This is a genomic window from Streptomyces sp. RGM 3693 (assembly GCF_050471125.1).
Lineage (GTDB): Bacteria > Actinomycetota > Actinomycetes > Streptomycetales > Streptomycetaceae > Streptomyces.
The window spans coordinates 1,741,330-1,766,091 of sequence record NZ_JBMPPQ010000002.1 but is presented as its reverse complement, the minus strand read 5'-3'; the positions used below and the strand labels follow the sequence as shown (position 1 = coordinate 1,766,091).

Sequence of the window (24,762 nt, the reverse complement as noted above, 5' to 3'; positions counted from 1 at the left end):
GGCGAGCCGTGCCCGATTCGTCCTGGGGAGCCGTACGCCGTGACTGCGCTGGATCCGGACCAGCCCACCGAGCCTCGCGGCCCGCACCCCCGCGCGGGCGTGATCCGCCGCCACCCGGTGCTCGCCGCGGCGCTGGCCTGCCTGGTCTCCTTCGCCGCCTTCTGGGTCGCACAGCGGCTGGCGCACGTCTCGATGGTGGACCTCATGGTCTACCGCGCCGAGGGCCAGACCGCCCGGGACGGCAAGGACCTCTACGACATGGTGGCCACCTCCGCACGGCTGCCCAACACCTATCCGCCCTTCGCCGCGCTGCTGTTCGTCCCGCTCACCTTCTTCGGCGTCCCGGTGATGCGCACCCTGGCCACGGCCGGGAACCTCGTCTTGCTCGTCGCCGTCGTCCACCTCTCCCTCCGCCTGGTCGGCCGGCCCCGGCGGCTCCCCCCGCTCGCCGCGTCGCTGGCACTCTCCGCGCTGCTGGTGTGGTGCGAACCGGTCTGGACGACGCTGCGCTACGGGCAGATCAACCTCCTGCTCGCCGTGCTGGTGCTGTGGGACCTGACCCGCCGGGACACCAACCGTTGGCCCGGCATCGGCATCGGCATCGCGGCCGGCATCAAGCTGACCCCAGCGCTGTTCGCTGTCTTCCTCGCCCTGGCCGGCACGGTCCGCGCCGTGCGCCAGCTGCGCTCCGGCGCGGGGTGGCGCGCCGCCTGGAACCCCTGGCTGCGGCAGGCCGCCGTCGCCACCGGCACGTTCTGCGCCACCGCTCTCCTCTCCGCGGTCGCGCTCCCGCGCGACTCACACCGCTTCTGGACCGAGATCGTCTTCGCCGCCGACCGGGTCGGCGAGGTGGAGATCACCGCGAACCAGTCGCTGCGGGGCGCCCTGGCCCGGCTGCTGCACACCCACGACCCCGGCGTCGCCTGGCTCGTCCTGGCCGCGCTGGCGTCCGCCGCCGGGCTGGCGCTGGCCGCCGGGGCGCTACTGCGCGGCGAGCGCGCCTGGGCCGTCCTGACCTGCGCGGCCACCGCCCTGCTGATCAGCCCGATCTCCTGGTCGCACCACTGGGTGTGGGGCGTCCCGATGCTGATCCTGTTCGGCTCCGAGGCGCTGCGGCACTCGGGCACCACGGCCCGCCACTGGTGGACAGTGACCGGTGCGATGGGGCTGCTGTTCTGCTCGTTCGCGCTGTGGTGGGTGCCACACCGCTGGCATCAGCACGAGGAACTCCACCAGAACGCCGGCCAGATGTTGCTCTCCGCGGTCTACCCGCTGGCCGGGCTCACCCTGCTGGTGCTGACCGCGGTCCGGCTCCGGCGACCGGCGGACGCCACCGCGATATCCGAACCGGCGACGTCGCCCAGGGCCAGGTCCACGTCCGAGTCCGGGCCGGATTCCGCATCCGGGTCCGCTTCTCCGTCCGGTCCTGCCGGGCCCCCCGGCCCGTGACCGTCCCCGCCACCGCTCGTGTGCTGCCGATCGTCGTCATATCCGCCCCCGTCGTGCCGCCTTCTTCGTCACGCTGCCGCGGTCCCGCGGCCGGCCGAGTCGGCAGCGGGTTCCGATGCGTGAACGCCTCGCCGCTCCGCGGGAATTCCGAACCATCGGAAACGATCGGAACTGTTCGCACTCGCACAACACGGGCCGGAAAATGATTGCTTGGTGACGTTCGGGGCCATCCCAGCCCTGCCCGCCCGGCGCATGCCCTCACTCAGGCCGTGGCGAAGGAATAGAACCGTTTCAGCGTGCAGTGTTCTTCCAGCAGCCGGCCGTAGATCGGCTCCCCGTCGAGCTCACGGTAGGTCTCGATGGGGTCGCCCTTTATGACCAGAGCGCGCGCACATTCCTCGCACCAGTACTGGTAGTCGGCGTTGACCGGCTCCATGTCGCGGACGATCGGCGTACCGCTGCCGCACCAGTCGCACTTCCTGCTGTGGGCGCCCATCCATCAGCTCCAACTGTGGCCGCAGGCCGTACAGACGAAGGAAACACCGCCGTTGTCGCCCAGCACCTGTGCGATATGGGAGGAGCCGCACGAGGGGCACTGGAGAGTCACGCCCGCGGCAGCACATGCGGCGGCGGGGCCGAGCAGGTCGTCGACCTGCCCAAGGATGCTCGTCGGCATCGTGATCTCTCCTCCCCTGGCGGCGCCGTCCGATTCTGCCACGGACCGCCCACCGGGTCAGGTCCGCCTACGGAGCACCCCGACCAGCCCGCCGAGCGCCGCCACGCCGCTCAGCGCGAGAACGCTCCCCCACAGCGCCGTCGACGCCCCACCCGCCCCCTCAGCTGCCAGTCGGTTCAGGAAGAGCGTCCCGAAAAGCGAGGTTCCGAGCAGGAGTCCGACCTGGTTCACGGTCACCACCAGCCCGCTGGCGTCCGCCGCGTCCTCCGTACGGACGGACGCCAACGCGGCGGCCAGATTGGCGCTGTGGGCGAAGCCGAACCCGGCGCCCAGCACGGTATACGCCACGAACACCCACCCCCCGCCGTCCCCGCCACCCTTGAGCGCCAACCCGATCCCGAGCAGCGCCACGCAGATCAGCACGAACCCGCACGGGACCAGCAGCGGGTGTACCCGCTGCGGCAACCGCCGCCACCACAGCCCGACCATCCCGTAGGCCAACGCCGTCGGCACGAAGGTCAGCCCGGTGCGCAGCGCGCTGTAGTGGAGCGCGTTCTGGAAGTGCAGCGTCAGCGCGAACATGTAGCCCGCGTTGACGGCCATCACCACGGCGATCCGCACCACCTTCACGGGCATCCCCGGCGCACCCGCCACCCGGGGCGCGATCAGCGGCGCCCCGCCCCTCCGGGCCCGGGCCGCCTCGTATGCCGCGAACGCCACCAGCAGGAACGCACCACCGCCCAGCGACCACCAGGACCACTGTGGCCACCCGGCCTCCTGGCCGAGCACCAGCGGGACCGTCACCAGGCCCAACGCGCCGGCCAGCAGCACCAGTCCGGGCAGGTCCAGCCCGCGCGGCACACCGGACGGCCGGTCCCGGGGGATCAGTCGCGGCCCGGCCGCCAACAGCAGCGCGCCGATCGGCACGTTCACCAGGAACACCGGCCGCCAGCCCGCGCCGAAGAGGTCCGCGCTGACCAACACCCCACCGGCGATCTGCCCGCTGACCGCCCCCACCGCCAGCACCCCGGTGTACGCCCCGATGGCCCGGGTCCGTGCGGCGCCCGTGAACGTCCGCTGGATCAGCCCCAACACCTGCGGGAGCATCACCGCGGCACCCGCCCCCTGGACGACCCGGAACGCGATCAGCTGTCCGGCGTCCGCGGCCAGTCCGCAGGCCAGCGAGGCAGCGGTGAAGACCGCGAGTCCGGCCAGGAACGTCCGCCGTGGACCCAGCAGTTCACCGAGCCGGGCCCCGGTGATGAGCAGCACCGCGTACGCGATGGTGTAGCCGGCGATGACGAGTTGCAGCGCGGCCCCCGAGGCGTGCAGACCGGCGCCGATCGAGGGGGCGGCGACATTGACGATGAAGGCGTCCAACAGCGCCATGAACTGCCCGGCGAGGACGATCACCAACACCCGTGTCGAGCCGCTGGACCGGCCGCCGGCGACGGCACTGTCAGTGCCGGAGTCTTTAATGGCAGGTGGAGTTGACGCGGTGTCGGCACGCGTGGGCCGCGCCCCCGGGGAGCGGACGCGGCTGCGGCTCCGGGTGCGGTCGCCGGTGGCATCCGCGGTCAGGTTGTCGGTCATGACAGGGAGCCTGGCGGCGGACGGATACCGGTAACGAGTGCCCGTCGATGCTGGTACCGACAGCACCTGGCAGGCCCCCCGGCCTGCCCCGACGATGGGGGTGTGAGTGGCATGACGACCTCGGTCCGAGCAGACCGGCGGCGACGGCCCGAGCTGGCCGCCTTCCTGCGCAGCCGGCGCGCCCGGGTGACACCGCAGGACGTGGGCATGCCTCCCGGGCTGCGACGCCGCACACCCGGCCTGCGCCGCGAGGAGGTCGCCCAGCTCTCCGGCGTCGGGGTGACCTGGTACACCTGGTTGGAACAGGGCCGCCCGATCAACGCCAGCGGGCACGTGCTGGACGCGGTCGCCCGTACGCTCCGGCTGGACGACGCCGAGCGGGAGCACCTCTACCACCTCGCCGAGGTGCCGTACGTCCCCGCCAGGGAGGCGGACGCACAGTCCGTCGGCCCGGAGGTGCGCGGCATCATCGACGCCCTGGTACCGCTGCCCGCGGTGGTCTACAACGCCCGTTACGACGTCCTCGCGTCCAACTCCGCCTACCAAGGCGTCTTCCCCACCATCGCGCTCGCCCGCGGCCCGGCCCGCAACGTCCTGTGGCAGCTGTTGACGATGCCCCCGTGTTGCTGCACGATCCGCAACCGCGACGAGGAGTTCCCGGCGCTGGTGGCCCAACTCCGCGGCGCCTACGGGCGGCACGTCGGCGAGCCCGCCTGGGAGACCCTGATCGCCCGGCTGTCGCGGGCCAGTGCGGAGTTCGCCCACCTGTGGGCGGCCGGGGACGTCGCCCCGCACGGCAACCGCACAAAGGTGATCCAGCACGCCTCGGTCGGCGAGATACGGCTGGTCTCCACGTCGCTGGCGGTGGGCGGGGTCCCCGAGACCCGGATCGTGGTCTACACCCCGGCCGACGAGGAGAGCCACCGGCTGACGGCGGTGCTGCGCACGGTCCATGACCCGCTCATCGGCTGCCCCGAGCATCTGCGGCCCGCCTCCGAGGCCAGCGCGGACCTGGAGCGGAGGTGGGAGCGCAGCGGCACCGAGCCCGCGGAGCGGCGCACCATAACGGAGTGAGGTGGCCCATGGGTCCGCCGGCAGCGGCGTGCCGCCTCCCGGCACGGCGTCAGGCCCACCTGCCTGCGATAGCCCCGCCGTGTCGCAACACCCGTTGCGTAACGCGAAGATCCCGCCTCCTGAAGGAGGCGGGATCTTCCGGGCTGTGGAGCTAAGGAGAATTGAACTCCTGACCTCCTGCATGCCATGCAGGCGCTCTACCAACTGAGCTATAGCCCCGGGTCTTGTTCCGTTCCTCCGGGGGTTTCCCCGGCGGCGCCGCGAACAAGAAGAACTTTAGCCTGCGACCTGCCCGGATGTGAAATCCGGTCCGGCCGCCCCCGCCCCGGCGGCTCAGTCGTCGTCGCCGAGCACCGGCTCCGGCAGGGTGCCGGCATTGTGCTCCAGCAGCCGCCAGCCGCGCGCGCCCTCGCCCAATACGGACCAGCAGCAGTTCGACAGACCGCCCAGCCCCTCCCAGTGGTGGGACTCCAGGCCGAGCAGCCGCCCGATGGTGGTGCGGATGGTGCCGCCGTGGCTGACGACGACCAGCGTGCCGTCGTCGGGCAGCTTGTCGGCGTGGTGGAGGACGACCGGGGCGGCCCGGTCGGCGACCTCGGTCTCCAGTTCGCCACCGCCGCGGCGCACTGGCTCACCGCGCTTCCACGCGGCGTACTCCGCGCCGTACTGAGCGAGGATCTCGTCGTGCGTCAGGCCCTGCCAGGCGCCCGCGTAGGTCTCCCGCAGCGCGGCGTCGTGGGACACGTCCAGCCGCGTCAGAGCGGCCAGCTCACCCGCCGTCGCCGCGGCCCGGCGCAGATCGGACGCGATGATGGCGTCCGGGCGCAGGGCAGCCAGCAGCCGGGCGGCGCGGCGGGCCTGCGCTAGGCCGGTGCCGGTCAGCTCGATGTCGGTCGAACCCTGGAAGCGGCGCTCCAGATTCCAGGCCGTCTGGCCGTGGCGCCACAGGACGACGCGGCGGCCCCGGCCGCCCTTGGTGCCGTTCAGCTCAGGTCTCCGTCCTCGTCGCCCGTGGTGGCCCGGGCGTGCGCCGCGGCCTTGCCCCGGGTGGCCTTGGCCTCCTCGGGGAGGTCGATCTCCGGGCAGTCCTTCCACAGGCGCTCCAGGGCGTAGAACACCCGCTCCTCGCTGTGCTGGACGTGGACGACGATGTCGACGTAGTCGAGGAGCACCCAGCGGGCCTCGCGGTCGCCCTCGCGGCGGACCGGCTTGGCGCCGAGCTCCTTGTTGAGTCGTTCCTCGATCTCGTCGACGATCGCCTTCACCTGGCGGTCGCTGGGCGCGGAGGCCAGCAGGAAGGCGTCGGTGATCGAGAGGACGTCACTGACGTCGTAGGCGATGATGTCGTGTGCGAGCTTGTCGGCCGCCGCCAGGGCGGCGGCGTTGATGAGCTCAAGGGAACGGTCCGTGGCGGTCACAAGCGGCTTTCCGGGTCGAGGGGACCGCTCCGGCCGGAACGCAGGTCGCGCGACGTGGCCGCGGCGCACCGGCGGTCCTGGGTGGCCGGATCGGCGGTCAGGTACCCCTCAAGGGTCTCACGGACCACCGACACTCCCGGCGGGGATTTCCGCCCCACCGGGAGGTGCCGGCATCCTGCCTGTTCAGCCCCGTGATCCGCCGTGCGGTCAGCCCTTGTAGTCCTGGCCCAGGACCACCACGATGTCCGCGTTGGCGGCGACCTTCCCCTGCTGGATGGCGCTCGTGGGCAGGCCCAGCGTCTTGGCGACCTCGGTGGCCTTGGCCCGCTGCGGGGCGTCCCCGTAGGTCACCTGGGAGGTGGCCGCGGTCCCGCCGCTGCCGCCGTCGACGAAGGTGTAGCCGCCGTTGAGCAGCGCGACCTGGGCCTTGCCGGTGGCGGCCTTGTCGCCGGTGGCGTTGCGGACCGCGACCCGCGGGGTCACGCCCGGTGCGGTCTTCTTGACCGTGCCGCCCAGGACGTCCTTGACGACGCCGGCCGCGGTGCTCTGGCCGATCGTCCCGTCGGCCTGCACCGGCAGGACCTCGGTGTCGTACTTGTCGGTCTTCGCCAGCTCGGCCCGCTGGGCCAGCGAGCTGCCCAGCTGCGCCTCGGTGAGCGGCGGGTCGAGGATCTGGAGCAGGGACTTCACGGTGGCGGTGGCGCCGTCCGCATCGCTGGAGACCTTCTTCAGGGTGGCCTGCACGACCTGCCCGAACCGCTCCAGCTGCTTGGTCTGGGTGTCCCCCGGGCCCTGGTAGGTGGCGTAGGCGACGGCCGCCTGTCCGTTGAGGAGCTGACCGGTGCCCTGTTTGACGGCCGGGGAGTCGCCGTTCTTGCCGCCGGGGACGGAGGTGTTGGTGTCGACGTTGATCCCACCGACCGTCTCGACGAGGTTCTCCAGATAAGGGGTGTCCAGCCGCCAGCTGGCGTTGAGGTCGGCGCCCAGAAGGGTGTTGAGGGACTCCCGGGTGGCGTCGGTGCCGTCGTCCTTGACGGACTTGCCGAGCGTCGTGGTGGTGCCGTCGTCCTTGGTGACGATGAGGCTGTTGGGCAGGAGGAGGGTGGTGCCCTTGTGGGTGGTCTCGTTGTCCACCAGGAGGGCGGTGGAACTGTTCCCGGTCTTGGTGTCCCGCAGGTTCACCACCAGGACGTCGCGCTTCTGCCCGCCGGCCTCGGCCGCGCCGCCGCTGCCCGCACCGGACAGCCCCGGCAGCTTGCCCGCCCACCACAGGTAGCCGACGCCGCCGGCCGCCAGGAGGGCCAGGACAACCGACAGGGCGATGAGCCGGCTGCGGCCGCGCCGCTTGGCCTCCTCGCGCCGTTCGGTGCGGCTCTCGGTGAACTTCAGCCAGTCGATGACGTCTTCGGAGTCGTCGTCCGGCTCCTCGACGAAGGAGAACTCCTCGGTGCCGAAGTCCTCGGCGGCGGAGCCTGCGGAGCCTGCGGAGCCGCCCTTGGGGCCCGCGGCGCTCTTGGACCCGGCGGGCGCGGGCGGCGCCTCGGGGGCGGCCGCCGGCACCGGGCCGGTCTGCCCCTGACGCGCCTGCTCGTACTGCGGCTGCTCGTGGGGCGACTGCCCGGGGTACGGCTGCCCGGGGTGCGGCTGCTGGTCCTCGTAGGGGAACTGCTCATACGGCGGCTGCGGAGCCTGCTGCGGGATCCAGTCCGCCTGCTGGGGCGACTGGTGCGACGGCGGCTGCTGGGGCTGGGTGTACGGGTCGTACTGCTGGGGATAGCCGGTCTGCTGCTGGACCGACTGACGACCGTAGGTGTCGTAGCCGTACTCGGGCTGCCCCTCGTACGGCTGCTGGGTCGGCGGCGCCTGGCCGCCCTGCGCCCCGTAGGTGTCATAGGGGGCGTAGCCGGACGGGGCGCCGGGCGCGGCGCCCTGCCCGTAGGGGTCGTAGTGCTGCTGCTCGTACGGCTGCTGCGCTTCGTACTGCTGCGGCGCCTCGTGGGGCACCGGCCGGCCGTACGCGTCGTAGGTGTAGCCCTGTCCCTGCTGCCCGTGCTGCCCCTGCTGCTGGGCGTACGGGTCCTGGGGATATGGGTCCTGCGGCCCGTACGGATCGTGTCGGTCGCTCACCGGTGCCCCTTTCCGTCTGCCCCGTCAGCGGTCGTCGCGGTACAGCTGCTTTTTGTCGATGTAGCGCACCACACCGTCCGGTACGAGGTACCAGACCGGATCCCCCTGGGCGACGCGCGCCCGGCAGTCGGTCGAGGAGATGGCCAGCGCGGGCACCTCGACCAAGGACACCGCTCCCTCGGGCAGCCCGGGGTCCGCAAGGACGTGGCCGGGCCGGGTCACCCCGATGAAGTGAGCAAGCGAAACCAGCTCCGCCGCGTCGTGCCAGGTCAGGATCTGGCTGAGCGCGTCGGCGCCGGTGATGAAGAACAGATCCGCGTCGCAGTGTTCAGCCCGCAGATCACGCAGCGTGTCTATCGTGTACGTCTTGCCGCCGCGGTCGATGTCGATCCGGCTGACGGAGAACTGCGGATTGGACGCGGTCGCGATGACCGTCATCAGATAGCGGTCCTCGGCCGGGGACACCGTCTTGTGGCTCTTCTGCCACGGGTGCCCCGTGGGCACGAAAACGACCTCGTCGAGGTGGAACTGACTGACCACCTCGCTGGCGGCGACCAGGTGTCCGTGATGGATCGGGTCGAATGTGCCGCCCATCACTCCGAGCCGCCGCTTCACGGGCCCTGTGTGCTCTCCCATGCGTGCAGACCCTACTTGGCGGGACGCGGTGCCGGGGGCCGGGGCTGAAAGGCTTAGCGGTCGCGGTTGAAGCGGGTGGTGATCCAGAGCAGGAGAAGCAGGATGAAAAGGGCACTGCCGCCGGTGAGGTAGGGGCTCAGGCTGGCGTGCTGGCCACCTTCGTGCCCGGCTTCGGCGAGGGATACCAGGGACTGTGCGGCGGAGTTCAGGCTCATCTTTGGCAGGTACCAATCCGGGCGGGGTGCGGACAGAGGCTTCCGCCACATCGTAAGCGCCACGTCACGGGGGGCTCACGCCGACTCCGCCCGAAGGTGCCCGGCCGCCGCCCCGGACCGTTCCCCGGCCGGCGTCGGTCCTGCTCGGAGTCGGTCCCCGGTGGCGCCGGCCCGGGTCGGGGTCAGTCCTGGTTGCCGTAGCCGCGCAGCAGGAACCACGCGAGCAGCGCGGCACCCACCACGCCGACGATGATCACGGTGCGCAGGATCCACCCGGGGCCGCTGTCCCTGGAGGTCTCGGCGACGGCGAGCAGCAGGCTCGGATGCGGCATGGCGGTGGCTCCCTTTTGTACGGGCCTGGCGGGCATTGGTCCGCACGCCAGCGTACGCCCGGGCATCCATTCGCCTGTCAGTGGCGTCCTCTAGTCTGAATCACACGCAGTCGAACAGGGGGAGGCCCCAATGACGGAGAGCCCAGACGGCGACGCGAACGTACCGAGCCGGAACCGCAAGCGGTTCCCCGGCATCTCGTCGCGGTCCTACGAGCACCCGGCAGATCGCTCGGCGCTGGTGGCGCTGCGCAAGCTGAGCGGGTTCGACACCGTCTTCAAGACGCTCAGCGGTCTGCTGCCGGAGCGCAGCCTGCGGCTGCTCTTCCTGTCGGACTCGGTCCGCGTCAGCGACCAGCAGTTCGCCCATCTCCACGCGATGCTGCGCGACGCCTGTTACGTCCTGGACCTGGAGAAGGTCCCGCCGATGTACGTCAATCAGGACCCGCAGCCCAATGCCATGTGTATCGGCCTGGACGAGCCGATCATCGTGGTGACGACCGGTCTGGTCGAGCTGCTCGACGAGGAGGAGATGCGGGCCGTCATCGGCCACGAGGTGGGCCACGCCCTCTCGGGGCACGCGGTCTACCGCACGATCCTGCTGTTCCTGACCAATCTCGCGACCAAGGTCGCCTGGATCCCGCTCGGCAATGTCGCGGTCATGGCGATCGTGACGGCGCTGCGCGAGTGGTTCCGCAAGTCGGAGCTGTCGGCCGACCGGGCCGGCCTGCTGGTCGGGCAGGACCTCCAGGCGTCGATGCGCGGCCTGATGAAGCTGGCCGGTGGCAACCACCTGCACGAGATGAACGTCGACGCGTTCCTCAAGCAGGCCGAGGAGTACGAGTCCGGTGGCGATCTGCGCGACTCCGTGCTGAAGATCCTCAACCTCCTGCCGCGCAGCCACCCGTTCACCACCGTCCGCGCCGCCGAGCTGAAGAAGTGGGCCGCGAGCCGCGACTACCAGCGCATCATGGACGGGCACTACCTGCGCCGCGAGGAGGACAAGGACGCCTCGGTCTCCGACTCCTTCAAGGACTCCGCGGCGCACTACGCCGAGTCGGTGCGCACGAGCAAGGACCCGCTGATGGGTCTGGTGCGCGATATCGCGGGCGGCGCCGGGGACCTGGGCGGCAAGCTCCGCGACACGGTCTTCGGCTCGCGGGCGAACGGCGCCGGCGGGTCGAACGACGCTAATGGATCGGATGGCTCGGAGTCGGCTGGGAAGTAGCCGAAAGCTCGCCACAGAGCGCGGCGTTGGCCCGGCCCCGGGCGTAGGGGTCGGTGCCGGCGGGCCGGTCGGGGCCGGCGTGTTGCCCGGCGAGCAGTGGGCGCAGCGTGTTGGCCGGGTCCGAGGAACAGCTCAGCGGCCCGGCCTGCAGGCTGCTCTGTACGACGGTCAGGCGGTGGTCGGTGAGGTCGTCCCGGCCGACCCGGAAGTGCAGTTCGCGCCGGACGGTGACGAGCGAGGCGGCGCCTGGCGTCGGCGTGCCGGCGTGTTGCCCGGCGGCGTCCTTCGGGGCGTTCGGGGCCGGTTGCACGGCGTAGACGAAGGTGTAGTCGGCGGCGATGTCGAGGGTGTCCGCGCTCAGCTCCGTCGCGCTCAGCGTGCCGTCGACGCGGACGTCATGGTCGGCGAGCTGGATCTGCTTCGGGTCGAAGCGGACCAGCCAGCCGGTCGCCGCGTCCCGGCCGTTGTCGTCGGGGTGCGCCAGACTCCGGTCGAACTGGTCGAGTTGGCCGGTGTCCAGCAGCAGCCGGACGGGCCGTACGGCGCCGTCGGTGAGGGTGGCCGGATCCACCGACGAGCGGACGAGGTAGTCCTTGGCGATGGTCAGCGCGGTGACGATCTGGCCGTCGGAAAAGTGCGCACTGCGCTGGACGGTGGGGAGGTTGATGCCGGCCGCCCCGATCCGGTAGTCGGCCGCCGGGCTGTGCGCGAAGAGGTCCGCAGGGGTCGCGCCCGGTACGGGGCCGGGCGGCGCCAGCGGCACCACCGAGGACCGCAACGGCTCGGCCCGGACCGGCTCGGGGGCCTTGTACGGGTGGCGTACGCCCATGTAGACGGCAGTGCCGAAGGCCAGCACGATCAGCAGCACCAGCAGGATCGCCTGGCGGGATCCGCCCAGCCGCAACCATGCGTGGCGGATCTTCACCGCCGGTGCGTGGTGTTCCCCGAGCCGCTCGTCGGCGGAGAACTCCTGCAGTCGCGCGGCGCGCACGAACCGCTCGTCGAAGACCACGGATCGGTACTCGTCGTCACCGCCTCCCGGGGCGCCGTCAGGCATCCCTTCGGGAGGGTCACCAGGCCCGGTCATACAACAAGGGTAGGTCTGACGGGGCCGACGTAAACGCCGGAGAGCGCCACAACTTCGCGTCAGTGCGACCCGGGGCCCGAAGAGAACGACGGGCGCAGCGGTTCCGCGGAGCCGGCCGCCGGTACCCCTGGGCGGGACGTCCGCAGGTTGTCCTGCCCGCCCTTGGGGGGCGCGCCGGAAGCCGGAGCGTCGACGCCGGTGGAGGTGGCCGGCGGCGCGGGGCTCTGACCACGGCCGGAGGCACCCCGGTAGACGGCGCTGAAGGCGAGTGCCACCAGTCCGATGCCCATCACCACGGCCAGCACCCAGGCCATGGGCCGGTGCCAGCGGGCGGTGCCGCGGTAGGGGCGCAGGGACCCGCCGTAGGGACCGTACGGGTCATAGGCGTCGCGGCCGCGGGGCCGCTCGTCGGCGTCCCCGTAGTCGTAGTCGTCGTCCGGTCCGAAACCGCCCCCCGGGCGGGCGGCCGCCTCGGCCTCCGCACGTGCCTCGGCGGCGGCCAACATGCGCTCGACCGCCGAGGGCTCATGGATCGTCGCGGACCGCACGAATTCCTCGTCGAAGACCACGGAAGCGAACTCGTCGTCCGCTCGTCCGTGGCTCCCGTGGTGGTGCTCGTCGGGCTGTTCGCCGTCCGGGAACGGCGTGCCCCCCACGTCGTCCGGCACCCGTCCAGGGTAGCCCCGGCCGGACTTTTTGGGCAGGGAGGGAAGCCGTCGGATACGGGCGGAACGGGGCCGTCCGCAGGGTGGATCAGCGGGTGTGGCCGTCGCCCGTGACGATGTACTTCGTGGACGTCAGCTCCGGCAGACCCATGGGGCCGCGGGCGTGCAGCTTCTGGGTGGAGATGCCGATCTCGGCGCCGAAGCCGAACTGGCCGCCGTCGGTGAAGCGGGTCGAGGCGTTGACCGCGACCGTCGTGGAATCCACCAACTGGGTGAAGCGGCGGGCAGCGGCCTGCGAGCCGGTGACGATGGCCTCGGTGTGGCCGGAGGACCAGCGCCGGATGTGTGCCACCGCCGCGTCCAGGTTGGGCACCACGGCGGCCGCGATGTCGTAGGAGAGGTATTCCGTCGCCCAGTCCTCGTCGGTAACCGGGGCGACCAGGCCGGGGCCGGCTTGCTGCCAGGCGGCGTCGCCGTGCACCACCACGCCTGCCTCGGTCAGCGCCTCCAGGGCGCGCGGCAGGAACTTCTCGGCGATGCCGGCGTGCACCAGCACCGTCTCGGCGGCGTTGCAGACGCTGGGGCGCTGGGCCTTGGAGTTGACCAGGATGTCGATCGCCATGTCGAGGTCGGCGGCCTCGTCGACGTACACGTGGCAGTTGCCGGTGCCGGTCTCGATGACCGGCACGGTGGACTCCTCGACGACGGTGCGGATCAGGGCCGCGCCGCCGCGCGGGATCAGCACGTCGACCAGGCCGCGGGCGCGCATCAGCTCGCGCACCGAGTCCCGGCTCTCGCCGGGCACCAGCTGGACGGCGTCGGCCGGCAGCCCGGCGCTCTCCACGGCACCGCGCAACACGTCCACCAGAGCGCTGTTGGAGGCGTACGCGGAGGACGAGCCGCGCAGCAGCACGGCGTTGCCGGACTTCAGGCAGAGGGCGGCGGCGTCCACCGTCACATTGGGCCGGGCCTCGTAGATGATCCCGATCACGCCGAGCGGGACCCGGACCTGGCGCAGGTCGAGGCCGTTGGGCAGGGTCGAACCGCGCACCACTTCACCGACCGGGTCGGGCAGCCCGACGACCTTGCGTACGTCGTCGGCGATGGCGGCGATCCGCTCGGGGGTGAGGGTGAGCCGGTCCACGATCGACGCGGAGGTGCCGGCGGCCCGGGCCTTCTCGATGTCCTCGGCGTTGGCCGCCACCAGGACGTCGGTGTGCGCCACCAGGGCGTCGGCGATGGCGAGCAGCGCCCCGTCGCGGGCCGTGCGCGGCAGCGGGGCCAGGACGGCGGCCGCCTCCTTGGCGCGGCGGGCGGTGTCGAGGACGGGCGAGGAAAGGGATGCACTGCTGGTCATGGCCGCAGCCTAACGCCGCGCCGGGCGAGGGCCACGACGGATTCCACAGAGCGGGACGCCGGTCACACCGGCGGCGGGGCCGGTGGACCACCGTAGGGGCCGCTCCGGTACGGGGAGCGCGCGAGGGCCTGCCCGATGGGTGGCGCCCCGCGCGGCCCCGTCGGACAGGCCCTGGGGACCCAACGGACCGGCGTCAGTAGGGATGCACTCCGACCGGCGAGGCCGGCGGCGGTCCGTAGCCCTCCGCGACGCGCTGGTGGTACGTCTCCCGGTCGATGACCTCCAGGCCGACGATCTCCCAGGGCGGCAGTTTGGCCGTCGAGCGGTGCTCGCCCCACAGCCGGAGGGCGACCGCCGCCGCGTCGTGCAGGTCCCGGGCCTCCTCCCAATAGCGGATCTCGGCGTGGTCGTTGGCGTAGCGGCTGGTCAGCAGGAAGGGGTGGTCGTAGGCGAGCTGTTCGAGCGCCCGCCGGACCTCCTTCAGCGGGGCCTCGACGCCCGAGACGCTGAGGGTGACGTGCCACAGCCGGGACGTCTCCCGGCGCTCGCCCTCCCGCGCCCGCGGTGCCGTCCGGTCCCGCTCCGCCCACCGGCCGGGCTCGTCCTGCCGGGCGGCGCTGCGGCCGGTCCCGACGCTGGTCAGTGTGCGCTCCGCCGTCCCTCGGGCCGGAGCCCCTGGGCGCCCTCGTGTCACCGGCGGCCTCCTGTGATGCGAATCGCTCCGCCCCTTCAAGGTGCGGAGCCGACTGGTGCGGTCGTCCTTCGACGTCTGCGCTCGCGCGCTGCGGGCGCCGCTCCGCTGCGGCGCCCCCGCAACAAAGTTGACCAGCCCGCGGCCGCTCGCGGGGCCGTTTTACCGAAGGTCCCCGGTGAAAGGCTGATGAAGGTCGGCCCCGTGCGGGCCGCGCCGGCGATCCGCCGGGGCCGGCTCAGCGGTGCAGCAGCACCAGGTCATCGCGGTGCACGACCTCGCGCTCATACGCCGGTCCGAGCTCGCGGGCCAGATCCCGGGTGGAACGACCAATCAATCGAGGGATTTCCCGGGCGTCGAAGTTGACCACCCCACGGGCGACCGCGTGGCCGGCGGCGTCCCGCAGCTCGATCGGGTCCCCGGCGGAGAACTCGCCCTCGACGGCGGAGATGCCGGCCGGCAGCAGCGAGGAGTTCCGTTCGACGACGGCCCGCACCGCGCCGTCGTCCAGGACCAGGGCGCCCTGCGGTGTGGAGGCGTGCGCCAGCCACACCAGCCGGTCGGCGGAGCGGCGGCCGGTGCGCAGGAAGTGGGTGCCGGTGGCGGCGCCGGCCAGCGCGTCGGCGGCGTGCACGGCGGAGGTGAGCACGACCGGGACGCCGGCCGCGGCCGCGATCCGGGCCGCCTCGACCTTGGTGACCATGCCGCCGGTCCCGACGCCGGACTTCCCGGCGCTCCCGACGGAGATGCCCTCCAGGTCCTTGGGTCCGGTGACCACGTCTATCCGGGACGTGCCGGGAGTGGACGGGTCGCCGTCGTAGAGGCCGTCCACGTCGGAGAGGAGGATCAGCAGGTCGGCGCGGACGAGGTGGGCGACGAGGGCGGCCAGCCGGTCGTTGTCGCCGAAGCGGATCTCGTCGGTGGCGACGGTGTCGTTCTCGTTGACGATCGGCACCGCCCCCATGGCCAGCAGCTGGTCGAGGGTGCGACAGGCGTTGCGGTAGTGGGCCCGGCGGCTGGTGTCGTCGGCGGTCAGCAGCACCTGGCCGACCCGGCGGCCGTAGCGGGCGAAGGACGCGGTGTAGCGGGCGACCAGCAGGCCCTGGCCGACGCTCGCGGCGGCCTGCTGCCGGGCGAGGTCGCGGGGCCGGCGGTCGAGTCCCAGAGGGGCGAGGCCGGCGGCGATGGCGCCGGAGGAGACCAGTACGACCTCCTTGTCCTGATGCTTGGCCAGGACGTCCACCAGGGCGTCGACCCGGTCCGCGTCCAGTCCCCCCGTGGCCGTGGTCAGCGAGGACGAGCCGACCTTCACCACGATCCGGCGGGCGTCTGCCACGTCCTGCCTTGCCCCAACCACCTGTACACCCCTGTGTTCGCCGTTCCCTCTGCCGTACGGAACCCCGTACAGCCGCAATCTACGGCAGCACCCCTGGCGGACGCCTCGCCATATCGCCTGGCGGACGCCCCGGCGGACACCCGGATCCCCTGGCGAGGAGGTCGAGCCGTAAAAAACTAAGACGGAAAATGACACTCGAAGGTTGCGTTCGATTGGTCCGTTTCGCGGCGAAGAGAGCCACAGCAGATTGTCACCAAGGGCAACGAGGTCATACGGTCGGGTGTCCATCGGTCCCGTTTCGCCGCTCCTGCGGCGTCGCAGCGCGGGACCCGGCCGCCGTCCCCGGCCTCCCCCCATGACCTTTCTGCTGCCAGGAGCCCTCCCCCGTGCCTTCCGCCGGAATCGCCCCCAGACGAGCCGTCCAGCTCGCGGCGCTCTTCGCGATGATGGTCGCGTTCACCGCCCAGCTGATCGGCGCGCTGCTGCCCGTCATTCCGCTGTTCATCGCAGCGTCAGTGGTCAACCTGGGTCTTGACCTGGTCCTCCAGCACCAGCAGCCCGGCCTGCTCGCCCTACTCGGCCGGATCCGCTTCGACGTGACGGTGCGTCAACTGCTGCGGGACATGCTGTTGCTGGTCGGCCTCCTGCACATCGACGGCATCAACCCCTTGGAGGAGCAGGCCCCCCTGACCATCACCCTGCTCGCCTTCTACGGCACCCACTTCGTGTGCCAGGCGGTCGCGGTCCTGGTCCGCCGGTCCCGGAGCCTGCCGCTCGTCACCCGCAACATCGACGCCGGCGCACTGGGGCTCACCGACGCCCCGCCGCGGCTCCTCTACCGCCAGACCGGCCGGCGGCTGCTGCGCTTCTCGGTGCCCACCACCGCCGGAATGATGGTCACCGCGGTCACCGGCAACGCCTTCTGGGGCGGCATCGGCATCGGCATCGCCCTCCTGCTCTCCGCCGGCGGCACCCTCTACCTGAGCACCTGGCTGCTGCCCGGGAAGCAGGTCGTCGGCGAACAGCGCGCCCTGGATTGGCTGGACGACTGGCTGGCGGCCTACCGGCCGACGGTCGGCATGTACTTCTCCGGCGGCTCCTCCTCCGCCTACCAGGCCAACATGTGGCTGAGCACCCTGGCCGAGCTGGACGGCAAGCCGATCATCGTGCTCCGCGAGCGCTTCATGGTGCAGAAGATCGAGGCCACCGACATCCCGATCGTCTGCATCCCCAAGGTCACCCACCTGATGCGCCTGGAGCACTCCACCCTCAAGGTGCTGCTGCACCCGGCGAACTCCGGCAAGACCTCGCAGATCCTGCGGATCCCCTCCATCAAGCACGCCTTCATCAACCACGGCGAGAGCGACAAGCTCTCCTCCTGCAACCCCTACGCCAAGGCGTACGACGAGGTGTGGGTGGCCGGTCCGGCCGCCCGGGACCGCTACCAGCTCGCCGACATCGGCATCGAGGACAAGGACGTCGTCGAGGTCGGCCGCCCCCAGCTGGCGTCGATCCGGCCCTACGAGGGCGCCCCGCTCGGCCGGTACACCACCGTGCTCTACGCCCCCACCTGGGAGGGCTGGGACGGCAACCCGGGCAACACCTCGGTGATCCTGGCCGGCGAGAACATCGTCCGCGCCCTGCTCGCCGACCCCACCGTGCGGCTGCTGTACAAGCCGCATCCGATGACCGGCTCGGTGGACCCGCGGGCCGGCGCCGCCAACGCCCGCATCCAGGCGCTGATCGCGGAGGCCAACGCCCGGCGCGGCGGCGCGCTGCCCGGCGCGGAGACCGCCGCCGAACTGGCCCACCGCACCGCCGAATTGGACCGGCTGACCACCGCCGACTTCCGCAAGAGCGCCGACGAACTGGAGCGGATGCGGCTCCAGAGCACCCCCGAGGAAGGCCGCGCGGCCGCCGTCGAGGCCGCGGTCGTCGCCTGGGAGGAGGCGTACTGGAACTCCCTCCCGGAGTGGGAACACCGCGTCATCACCACCGTGCGCCCCGGCATCTTCACCTGCTTCAACCAGGCGGACCTGCTGATCAGCGACGTCTCCAGCGTGGTCTCCGACTACCTCTCCAGCGAGAAGCCGTACGCGGTCGCCAACACCTCCGGGATGACCGAGGAGGACTTCCGGGCGAACTTCCCGACCGTGCGGGCGGCCACCGTCCTCACGCCCGACGCGGCCGGCGTGCCCGCGCTCCTCGAAGCACTCCGCGACCAGGAGCGGGACGGCCTGGCCGCGGACCGCGCCGAACTCAAGGAGCACCTGCTCGGCCCGTCCGACCCGCCGTCGGCGGTCCGTTTCAACGAGGCCGCGGTGAACCTGTGCGTGCAGGCCGACGAACGGCGGCGCCGGATGGAGAGCCGGCTGTCCGGCATCCCCGTGCAGCGCTCGCAGCAGGGCGTGACCGGCACCGAGACGGCCCGCCACGGCTCCGGCGGCGCACCGGACACCACCGCCGCCGTCTGAGCCCACAGCGGGCCGTGCACGGCCCCGCAGACACGGGTAGGCCCCGGGAGGAGCGTTCCTCCCGGGGCCTGCCCGTGTCTGCATTCCGGCCGGACAGGCCGGAGCGGTCTAGAACGGCGAGAAGTCGTCGTACTCGCCCTGGGCCTCGTCGCGCTCCGCATCGCGGTCGCGGCGCCGCTGGGCCGACGGGCGCGGGGCCTCGAAGCGATGGTCCTCGCCGCGGCGACCGAGCATCTCCGCACCGGCCGACATCGACGGCTCCCAATCGAAGACCACCGCGTCCTCGTCGGAACCGATCGCCACGCCGTCCATGGCGCGGGCGCCCGCCTTGAGGAGCGCGGCCTCCACACCCAGGCGGTTGAGCCGGTCGGCGAGGTAGCCGACCGCCTCGTCGTTGTTGAAGTCGGTCTGGCGGACCCAGCGCTCGGGCTTCTCGCCCCGGACGCGGAAGAGGCCGTCGGCCTCCTTGGTGACCGTGAAGCCCGCATCGTCCACCGCCTTGGGGCGGATCACGATCCGGGTGGCCTCCTGGACCGGCTTGGCGGCCCGCGCCGTGGCGACGATGTCCGCCAGGGCGTACGACAGCTCCTTGAGGCCCTGGCGGGCGACCGCGGAGACCTCGAAGACGCGGTAGCCGCGCGCCTCCAGGTCCGGGCGGATCATGTCGGCGAGGTCCTTGCCGTCGGGGATGTCGACCTTGTTGAGGACGACCACCCGCGGCCGGTCGCCGAGGCCGCCGTACTGAGCCAGCTCCGCCTCGATGACGTCGAGGTCGGAGGCCGGGTCGCGGTGCGACTCCAGGGTGGCGGTGTCCAGGACGTGCACCAGCACCTCGCAGCGCTCGACGTGCCGCAGGAACTCCAGGCCCAGGCCCCTGCCCTGGCTGGCGCCGGGGATCAGGCCGGGCACGTCGGCGATGGTGTAGACCGTCGCCCCCGCGGTCACCACGCCGAGGTTGGGCACCAGCGTCGTGAACGGATAGTCGGCGATCTTCGGCTTGGCGGCCGAGAGCACCGAGATCAGCGAGGACTTACCGGCGCTGGGGTAGCCGACCAGCGCGACGTCCGCGACGGTCTTCAGCTCCAGCACGATGTCGCGGGACTCACCGGGCTCGCCGAGCAGTGCGAAGCCGGGGGCCTTGCGGCGGGCCGAGGCCAGCGCGGCGTTGCCCAGTCCCCCGCGGCCACCCTGGCCGGCGACGAACTGCGTGCCCTGACCCACCAGGTCGGCCAGCACCTCGCCGTTGTTGTCCAGGACGACGGTGCCGTCGGGCACCGGCAGGATCAGGTCCTTGCCGTTCTTGCCCTCACGGTTGTCGCCCGCGCCCGGCTGGCCGTTGGTGGCCTTGCGGTGCGGGTGGTGGTGGTAATCGAGGAGCGTGGTGATGTCCTGGTCGACGACCAGGATCACATCGCCGCCACGGCCGCCGTTGCCGCCGTCAGGGCCGCCGAGCGGCTTGAACTTCTCCCGGTGAACGGAGGCGCAGCCGTGGCCTCCGTTACCCGCGGCGACGTTCAGCTCGACGCGGTCCACGAAGGTGGTCATGGTGGGGATGCCTCCAGGTCAGCGGGGTTGTCTTCGTACTGAGCGAGATATCCGTCTACGCCCGGGAATGCCATGCGTAGAGCGGGAATGTCTTCTGCATAACGCGCCAAGGGCGGACCGTTCTTCCCGCTTGGCGCGAGAAGAGGCGGTCCGCCCCTGGCGTGCTGTCGACGTGTGTCGTCCGGGCCGAAATTACTCGGCGACCGGGACGATGTTCACGACCTTGCGGCCGCGGAAGGTGCCGAACTGCACCGCACCGGGCTGCAGGGCGAACAGGGTGTCGTCGCCACCGCGACCGACGCCCTTGCCCGGGTGGAAGTGAGTGCCACGCTGGCGGACCAGAATCTCACCGGCGAGGACGGCCTGACCGCCGAAGCGCTTCACGCCGAGCCGCTGAGCATTGGAATCGCGACCGTTCCGAGTGGACGATGCGCCCTTCTTATGTGCCATGTCTCCTCAGTCCCTTACTTCGCCGGAGCGTCGATGCCGGTGATCTTCAGCGCCGTGTGGAGCTGGCGGTGGCCGATCCGCTTCTTGTAACCGGTCTTGTTCTTGTACTTCTGGATCCGGATCTTGTCGCCCTTGTGGTGGTCCACGACCTCGGCCTGGACCTTCACGCCGGCGAGGACCCACGGGTCGCTGGTGACTGCTTCACCGTCGACGACCAGCAGCGTGGAGAGCTCGACGGTGTCGCCGACCTTGCTGGTGGAAATGCGGTCAACCTCGATGACGTCGCCAACAGCAACCTTCTGCTGGCGTCCGCCGGTGCGCACGATCGCGTACACGCGGAACTCTCTCTCGTTAGAAACGGATCCTCTGATGCCAGCTGCTCTCACGGGCTCAGGGACGTCCCGTGGAATCCGACCCGTGGACCACGAGTGGGACGAGCGGCCTCCCTCGGCGTGGCCGAGAGGTGTTTGCTCAGAAGGTGGTGGTGTCACGCAGACACCGACGGTCCAGGTTACGGGGCCTGGACCAGGGGGTCAAACCGGCCCCGGACCGCCTCGCGACGGTCCGGGGCCGGGCACTGCTCAGTCCTCCGCGGACGACGCCGACGCGGCCGCGGTCTTCTTCGCCGCTGCCTTCTTCGTCGTGGTCTTCTTCGCGGTGGTCTTCTTGACCGCGGCCTTCTTGGCGGTGGTCTTCTTCGCCGCCGTCTTCTTGACCGTGGTCTTCTTCGCCGCCGTCTTCTTGGCGGTGGTCTTCTTGGCGGTGGTCTTCTTCGCCGCCGCCTTCTTCGCGGTCTTCTTCGCCGCGGGCGCCGGCTCGGCGACCTCCGCACCCTCGGCGGGCTGCTCGGGGGCCTCGGCCACCGGCTCGGTCGCCGGCGCGCTGATCACGATCGTCCCCGCGGCCTCACTGGCGACCTCCGGTGCACCCGCCGGAGCGGACACCCGACGGACGGCTCGACGACGCGGACGGGACGGTGCCGGCTCGGCGACCGGAGCGGCCTCGGCCGCCTCGGCGACGGGCTCCGGAGCGGGCTCCGGCTCCACGACCGGGGCGGTCGGCTCGGCGGCCGGCAGCACGATCGCGGCGGCCTCCTCAGCGGCCTTGGGCGCGCCCGCCGGCGCCGACACCTTCCGGCTCACCCGACGACGGCCCCGGGCCCGCCCGGCGGCGGCCTCGGCCTCCGCGGGGCTGCCGTACCACTCGTCGGCGCCGTCCACCGACGGCTGCAGCTGGGCCTCGGTCACCGCGACCGGCTCCAGTTCCGGCGCGGCCTCCTCGGCCACCGGCTCCGGTGCGACTGCCGCCGCACCCTCGGCGGGCAGCTCCGGCTGGGCACCGTTCGCCCCGGCCTTGCCCTTCTTCTTGCGCTTGCCGCCGACCGGTGCCGGCTGGTCCATGTGGACGATCACGCCACGGCCGTTGCAGTGCACGCACTGCTCGGAGAAGGACTCCAGCAGGCCCTGGCCGACCCGCTTACGGGTCATCTGGACCAGGCCGAGCGAGGTGACCTCGGCCACCTGGTGCTTGGTGCGGTCCCGGCCCAGGCACTCCAGCAGGCGCCGCAGGACCAGGTCCCGGTTGGACTCCAGGACCATGTCGATGAAGTCGATGACGACGATGCCGCCCAGGTCGCGCAGCCGCAGCTGGCGCACGATCTCCTCGGCCGCCTCCAGGTTGTTCCGGGTGACGGTCTCTTCGAGGTTGCCGCCCTGCCCGGTGAACTTCCCGGTGTTGACGTCGACCACGACCATGGCCTCGGTCTTGTCGATCACCAACGACCCGCCGCTGGGCAGCCAGACCTTGCGGTCCAGCGCCTTCATCAGCTGCTCGTCGATCCGGTACGTCGCGAAGACGTCGACCTCGGAGGTCCACTTCTGCAGTCGGTCCACGAGGTCCGGCGCGACGTGCGAGACGTACCCGTGGATGGTCTCCCAGGCGTCGTCACCGCTGACGATGACCTTGGAGAAGTCCTCGTTGAAGATGTCCCGGACGACCCGGACGGTCATGTCCGGCTCGCCGTAGAGCAGGCTCGGCGAGCTGGTGGAGATCGCCTTCGCCTTCTTCTGGATCTCTTCCCACTGCGCCTGGAGCCGCTCCACGTCGCGGCGCAGCTCGTCCTCGCTCGCACCCTCCGCGGCGGTGCGGACGATGACGCCCGCGTCCTCGGGGACGATCCTCTTGAGGATCTGCTTCAGCCGGGCCCGCTCGGTGTCCGGGAGCTTGCGGCTGATACCGGTCATCGAGCCCTCGGGCACGTAGACCAGGTAGCGGCCGGGCAGCGAGACCTGGCTGGTCAGCCGGGCGCCCTTGTGACCGATCGGGTCCTTGGTGACCTGGACCAGGACGGACTGGCCGGACTTCAGCGCGGTCTCGATGCGGCGCGGCCCGTTGGCCATGCCCAGCGCCTCGAAGTTGACCTCGCCCGCGTACAACACGGCGTTGCGGCCCTTGCCGATGTCGACGAAGGCGGCCTCCATCGACGGCAGGACGTTCTGCACCTTGCCGAGGTAGACGTTGCCGACGTACGAGGTGGCCTGCTCCTTGTTGACGAAGTGCTCCACGAGCACGTCGTCCTCAAGGACGCCGATCTGGGTGCGCTCGCCACTCTGGCGGACCACCATCACGCGCTCGACGGCCTCCCGGCGCGCCAGGAACTCCGCCTCGGTGATGATCGGCACCCGGCGACGGCCCTGCTCGCGCCCCTCGCGGCGGCGCTGCTTCTTGGCCTCCAGGCGCGTCGACCCCTTGATCGACTGGACCTCGTCGGCGCCGGTGCCCTCGTCCTTCTTGCGGGGCTCGCGGACCTTGACGACCGTACGCTCCGGGTCGTCGGCGTGTGCGGCCTCGGCCTCGGCGGTCTCCCCGCTCCGGCGGCGACGACGCCGGCGGCGACGGCTGCTGGCGCTGGCGCTGGACTCCGGGTGCTCCTCGGCGCCCGGCTCACCGCCCTCGGCGGCCTCCAGCTCCTCGTCGGCCTCCTCGGCCTCGGCAGCTTCCTCGGCGCCCTCGGCCACCTCACCGCGGCGACGGCGACGGCCGCCCCGACGGCGACGGCGCGAGGGACGCTCGCCCTCCTCGCCGGTCCCGGCCTCGGCGTGCTCCTCCTCGGCCTCCTCGACCTCGGCGGACTCCTCGGCAGCGGCGTAGGCCGCTCCGGTGGAGCCGGCACTCGCACCGGACGGCTCCTCGACCGGCGCGGGCGCCACGGCCTCGACCTCGGCCGGCTCACCGCGGCGGCGACGCCGGCGGCGCGAGGCTGCGGGCGCCTCTTCCACCGTCTCCGCGACCGGCTCCGTCTCCTGACGGGCAGCGGCGTGCGCGGCGGCGGCGCTCTCGGGGGTCTGGAACATCGGCTCGGCGAAGACCGGCGCCTGGAAGACGGCCGTCGGCGGCCGCTGCCCCCGGCGGCGGCCGCGCGCCGGCGCCTCGGCCGACGGCTCCTCCGCGGCACGGGCTGCGGGCGCCTCGGCGGCGGGTGCGGACTCCGCGGCCCGCTCGGTACGACGGCGCCCCCGGCGCCGCGGGGCCTCGACCTCGGCGGTCTCCTCGGCGGCCGGCGGCTGCTCGGCGGCGGGGGTGGCCTCCTCGGTGCCGGCCTGCGGGGCACCGGCCGGGGCGGTCGCCTTACGGGTCGCCCGACGACGCGTACGCGCCGGACGCGACTCCTCCTCCGCAGCGGCGACCGGGGCCTCCGCAACGGCAGCGGCCGGCGCCTCGGCGGCTTCCGCGGCCTCTTCCTCTTCGGCTTCCTCGGCGGCGGGCTCCTCGACGACCGGCTCCGGGGCGGCGGCCGGAGCCGTCACCTTACGGGTCGCCCGACGACGCGTACGCGCCGGACGCGACTCCTCCTCAGCGGCAGCGGCCGGCGCCTCCGCAACGGGGGCGGTCGGCGCCTCGGCGGCGGTCTCCTCGACGGCGGTCTCCTCGACGGCAGGCTGCGGGGCACCGGCCTGGGCAGTCGCCTTACGGGTCGCCCGACGACGCGTACGCGCCGGACGCGACTCCTCCTCAGCGGCAGCGGCCGGCGCCTCAGCGGCAGCGGCCGGCGTCTCGGCGGATTCCGCGGCGTTCGGGGCACCGGCCGGGGCGGTGGCCTTGCGGGTCGCCCGGCGGCGCGGGCGGGCCGGCCGCTCTTCGTCGGCGGCGGGCTGCGGCGCGGCAGCGGGGGCGGTGTCCTTCGCTCCGGCGGGGTCGTTGCCGGTGGCCGGGGGGTCGTTGCTCACGACCGCAGTCTGGGCGGCGGCACCGACGGGCGGGCCGGCCGGCCGGGATGCCACCCGGCGCCGGCGGCGCGGCGGCAGCGTGTCACTGGGCGAGTTGTTGGTGTCACCCTCACGGTCCGCGGACCGCGTGGATTCGGTGGGCTCAATAGCTTCGAGCATGCGGGCGGTTCTCCCGTCACGCTCCCG

General features: G+C 72.1%; 22 protein-coding genes and 1 tRNA gene. 4 read left to right on the top strand and 19 right to left on the bottom strand.

The window, feature by feature from the left end; genetic code table 11:
* The first annotated feature begins 39 nt into the window (after positions 1–39).
* A complete protein-coding gene (locus ACO0M4_RS25220; protein ID WP_430373186.1) occupies positions 40–1,449 on the top strand; it encodes a glycosyltransferase 87 family protein in 1,410 nt (469 codons plus the stop codon).
* Between the two features lie 262 nt (positions 1,450–1,711).
* Here the strand turns inward: ACO0M4_RS25220 and ACO0M4_RS25215 are convergent, their stop codons facing one another.
* The 3 genes from ACO0M4_RS25215 to ACO0M4_RS25205 are packed head-to-tail and all read right to left on the bottom strand — an operon-like array spanning position 1,712 to position 3,718.
* Entirely contained in the window at positions 1,712–1,945 is a 234-nt protein-coding gene (locus ACO0M4_RS25215) for a hypothetical protein (protein WP_147245244.1), read from the bottom strand.
* Between the two features lie 3 nt (positions 1,946–1,948).
* Positions 1,949–2,125 (bottom strand): hypothetical protein, encoded by a 177-nt coding sequence (locus ACO0M4_RS25210; RefSeq protein WP_430373185.1) that lies wholly within the window; start codon positions 2,123–2,125, stop codon positions 1,949–1,951.
* Positions 2,126–2,182: 57 nt separating this feature from the next.
* Positions 2,183–3,718, bottom strand: coding sequence for an MFS transporter (locus ACO0M4_RS25205; protein WP_430373184.1), 1,536 nt, complete (start codon positions 3,716–3,718; stop codon positions 2,183–2,185).
* 111 nt (positions 3,719–3,829) lie between these two features.
* Between ACO0M4_RS25205 and ACO0M4_RS25200 the strand changes: the two genes are divergently transcribed.
* A complete protein-coding gene (locus ACO0M4_RS25200) occupies positions 3,830–4,792 on the top strand; it encodes a helix-turn-helix transcriptional regulator (protein ID WP_430373183.1) in 963 nt (320 codons plus the stop codon).
* 146 nt (positions 4,793–4,938) lie between these two features.
* Here ACO0M4_RS25200 and ACO0M4_RS25195 read toward each other — a convergent pair.
* The 7 genes from ACO0M4_RS25195 to ACO0M4_RS25165 form a co-directional block, all read right to left on the bottom strand.
* Positions 4,939–5,011, bottom strand: a tRNA-Ala gene (locus ACO0M4_RS25195).
* A gap of 114 nt (positions 5,012–5,125) precedes the next feature.
* Positions 5,126–5,779, bottom strand: coding sequence for a histidine phosphatase family protein (locus tag ACO0M4_RS25190; RefSeq protein WP_430373932.1), 654 nt, complete (start codon positions 5,777–5,779; stop codon positions 5,126–5,128).
* Entirely contained in the window at positions 5,776–6,210 is a 435-nt protein-coding gene (rsfS, locus tag ACO0M4_RS25185; protein WP_430373182.1) for a ribosome silencing factor, read from the bottom strand. The genes ACO0M4_RS25190 and rsfS overlap by 4 nt, the downstream gene beginning before the upstream one ends.
* A 207-nt stretch (positions 6,211–6,417) precedes the next feature.
* Entirely contained in the window at positions 6,418–8,337 is a 1,920-nt protein-coding gene (locus tag ACO0M4_RS25180; RefSeq protein ID WP_430373181.1) for a LytR C-terminal domain-containing protein, read from the bottom strand.
* Between the two features lie 24 nt (positions 8,338–8,361).
* The gene (nadD, locus tag ACO0M4_RS25175; RefSeq protein ID WP_390023819.1) at positions 8,362–8,973 is read right to left on the bottom strand and encodes a nicotinate-nucleotide adenylyltransferase; all 612 of its coding nucleotides are present in this window, start codon (positions 8,971–8,973) and stop codon (positions 8,362–8,364) included.
* A gap of 53 nt (positions 8,974–9,026) precedes the next feature.
* Positions 9,027–9,188 (bottom strand): hypothetical protein, encoded by a 162-nt coding sequence (locus tag ACO0M4_RS25170; protein ID WP_016577759.1) that lies wholly within the window; start codon positions 9,186–9,188, stop codon positions 9,027–9,029.
* Positions 9,189–9,370: 182 nt separating this feature from the next.
* A complete protein-coding gene (locus ACO0M4_RS25165; protein WP_430373180.1) occupies positions 9,371–9,520 on the bottom strand; it encodes a hypothetical protein in 150 nt (49 codons plus the stop codon).
* Between the two features lie 130 nt (positions 9,521–9,650).
* On the opposite strand from ACO0M4_RS25165, the gene ACO0M4_RS25160 reads away from it, so the two are divergent.
* Entirely contained in the window at positions 9,651–10,745 is a 1,095-nt protein-coding gene (locus ACO0M4_RS25160) for a M48 family metallopeptidase (protein ID WP_430373179.1), read from the top strand.
* Here ACO0M4_RS25160 and ACO0M4_RS25155 read toward each other — a convergent pair.
* The 5 genes from ACO0M4_RS25155 to proB all read right to left on the bottom strand — a co-directional run bounded on the left by ACO0M4_RS25155 (position 10,708) and on the right by proB (position 15,881).
* Complete coding sequence (locus tag ACO0M4_RS25155; protein ID WP_430373178.1) at positions 10,708–11,832, bottom strand: hypothetical protein; 1,125 nt, start codon at positions 11,830–11,832, stop codon at positions 10,708–10,710. The genes ACO0M4_RS25160 and ACO0M4_RS25155 overlap by 38 nt on opposite strands.
* 59 nt (positions 11,833–11,891) lie before the next feature.
* A complete protein-coding gene (locus ACO0M4_RS25150; RefSeq protein WP_430373177.1) occupies positions 11,892–12,500 on the bottom strand; it encodes a hypothetical protein in 609 nt (202 codons plus the stop codon).
* Positions 12,501–12,585: 85 nt separating this feature from the next.
* Positions 12,586–13,854 (bottom strand): glutamate-5-semialdehyde dehydrogenase, encoded by a 1,269-nt coding sequence (locus ACO0M4_RS25145; RefSeq protein ID WP_430373176.1) that lies wholly within the window; start codon positions 13,852–13,854, stop codon positions 12,586–12,588.
* Positions 13,855–14,047: 193 nt separating this feature from the next.
* Positions 14,048–14,548, bottom strand: coding sequence for a hypothetical protein (locus ACO0M4_RS25140; protein ID WP_430373175.1), 501 nt, complete (start codon positions 14,546–14,548; stop codon positions 14,048–14,050).
* Between the two features lie 235 nt (positions 14,549–14,783).
* The gene (gene proB / locus ACO0M4_RS25135; RefSeq protein ID WP_430373174.1) at positions 14,784–15,881 is read right to left on the bottom strand and encodes a glutamate 5-kinase; all 1,098 of its coding nucleotides are present in this window, start codon (positions 15,879–15,881) and stop codon (positions 14,784–14,786) included.
* 386 nt (positions 15,882–16,267) lie between these two features.
* Between proB and ACO0M4_RS25130 the strand changes: the two genes are divergently transcribed.
* Positions 16,268–18,355 carry a hypothetical protein gene (locus ACO0M4_RS25130; protein ID WP_430373173.1) on the top strand — a complete coding sequence of 696 codons (2,088 nt, stop codon included), beginning with the start codon at positions 16,268–16,270 and terminating at the stop codon, positions 18,353–18,355.
* A gap of 108 nt (positions 18,356–18,463) precedes the next feature.
* Here the strand turns inward: ACO0M4_RS25130 and obgE are convergent, their stop codons facing one another.
* The 4 genes from obgE to ACO0M4_RS25110 all read right to left on the bottom strand — a co-directional run bounded on the left by obgE (position 18,464) and on the right by ACO0M4_RS25110 (position 24,735).
* Positions 18,464–19,900 carry a GTPase ObgE gene (gene obgE / locus ACO0M4_RS25125; RefSeq protein ID WP_430373172.1) on the bottom strand — a complete coding sequence of 479 codons (1,437 nt, stop codon included), beginning with the start codon at positions 19,898–19,900 and terminating at the stop codon, positions 18,464–18,466.
* 192 nt (positions 19,901–20,092) lie between these two features.
* Complete coding sequence (gene rpmA, locus ACO0M4_RS25120) at positions 20,093–20,350, bottom strand: 50S ribosomal protein L27 (RefSeq protein WP_351476153.1); 258 nt, start codon at positions 20,348–20,350, stop codon at positions 20,093–20,095.
* A gap of 14 nt (positions 20,351–20,364) precedes the next feature.
* A complete protein-coding gene (gene rplU, locus ACO0M4_RS25115; protein ID WP_430373171.1) occupies positions 20,365–20,685 on the bottom strand; it encodes a 50S ribosomal protein L21 in 321 nt (106 codons plus the stop codon).
* Between the two features lie 246 nt (positions 20,686–20,931).
* On the bottom strand, positions 20,932–24,735 hold the full coding sequence (locus ACO0M4_RS25110) for an Rne/Rng family ribonuclease (RefSeq protein WP_430373170.1): 3,804 nt from the start codon (positions 24,733–24,735) through the stop codon (positions 20,932–20,934).
* Positions 24,736–24,762 lie beyond the last annotated feature (27 nt).

Bases quoted from the DNA above. Each gene is read 5' to 3' on its own strand.
- ACO0M4_RS25165 (WP_430373180.1), bottom strand. From the start codon at position 9,520: ATGCCGCATCCGAGCCTGCTGCTCGCCGTCGCCGAGACCTCCAGGGAC.
- ACO0M4_RS25200 (WP_430373183.1), top strand. From the start codon at position 3,830: ATGACGACCTCGGTCCGAGCAGACCGGCGGCGACGGCCCGAGCTGGCC.
- ACO0M4_RS25155 (WP_430373178.1), bottom strand. From the start codon at position 11,832: ATGACCGGGCCTGGTGACCCTCCCGAAGGGATGCCTGACGGCGCCCCG.
- ACO0M4_RS25215 (WP_147245244.1), bottom strand. From the start codon at position 1,945: ATGGGCGCCCACAGCAGGAAGTGCGACTGGTGCGGCAGCGGTACGCCG.
- ACO0M4_RS25205 (WP_430373184.1), bottom strand. From the start codon at position 3,718: ATGACCGACAACCTGACCGCGGATGCCACCGGCGACCGCACCCGGAGC.
- nadD (WP_390023819.1), bottom strand. From the start codon at position 8,973: ATGGGAGAGCACACAGGGCCCGTGAAGCGGCGGCTCGGAGTGATGGGC.
- ACO0M4_RS25210 (WP_430373185.1), bottom strand. From the start codon at position 2,125: ATGCCGACGAGCATCCTTGGGCAGGTCGACGACCTGCTCGGCCCCGCC.
- ACO0M4_RS25160 (WP_430373179.1), top strand. From the start codon at position 9,651: ATGACGGAGAGCCCAGACGGCGACGCGAACGTACCGAGCCGGAACCGC.
- ACO0M4_RS25145 (WP_430373176.1), bottom strand. From the start codon at position 13,854: ATGACCAGCAGTGCATCCCTTTCCTCGCCCGTCCTCGACACCGCCCGC.
- ACO0M4_RS25110 (WP_430373170.1), bottom strand. From the start codon at position 24,735: ATGCTCGAAGCTATTGAGCCCACCGAATCCACGCGGTCCGCGGACCGT.
- ACO0M4_RS25170 (WP_016577759.1), bottom strand. From the start codon at position 9,188: ATGAGCCTGAACTCCGCCGCACAGTCCCTGGTATCCCTCGCCGAAGCC.
- rpmA (WP_351476153.1), bottom strand. From the start codon at position 20,350: ATGGCACATAAGAAGGGCGCATCGTCCACTCGGAACGGTCGCGATTCC.
- obgE (WP_430373172.1), bottom strand. From the start codon at position 19,900: ATGACCACCTTCGTGGACCGCGTCGAGCTGAACGTCGCCGCGGGTAAC.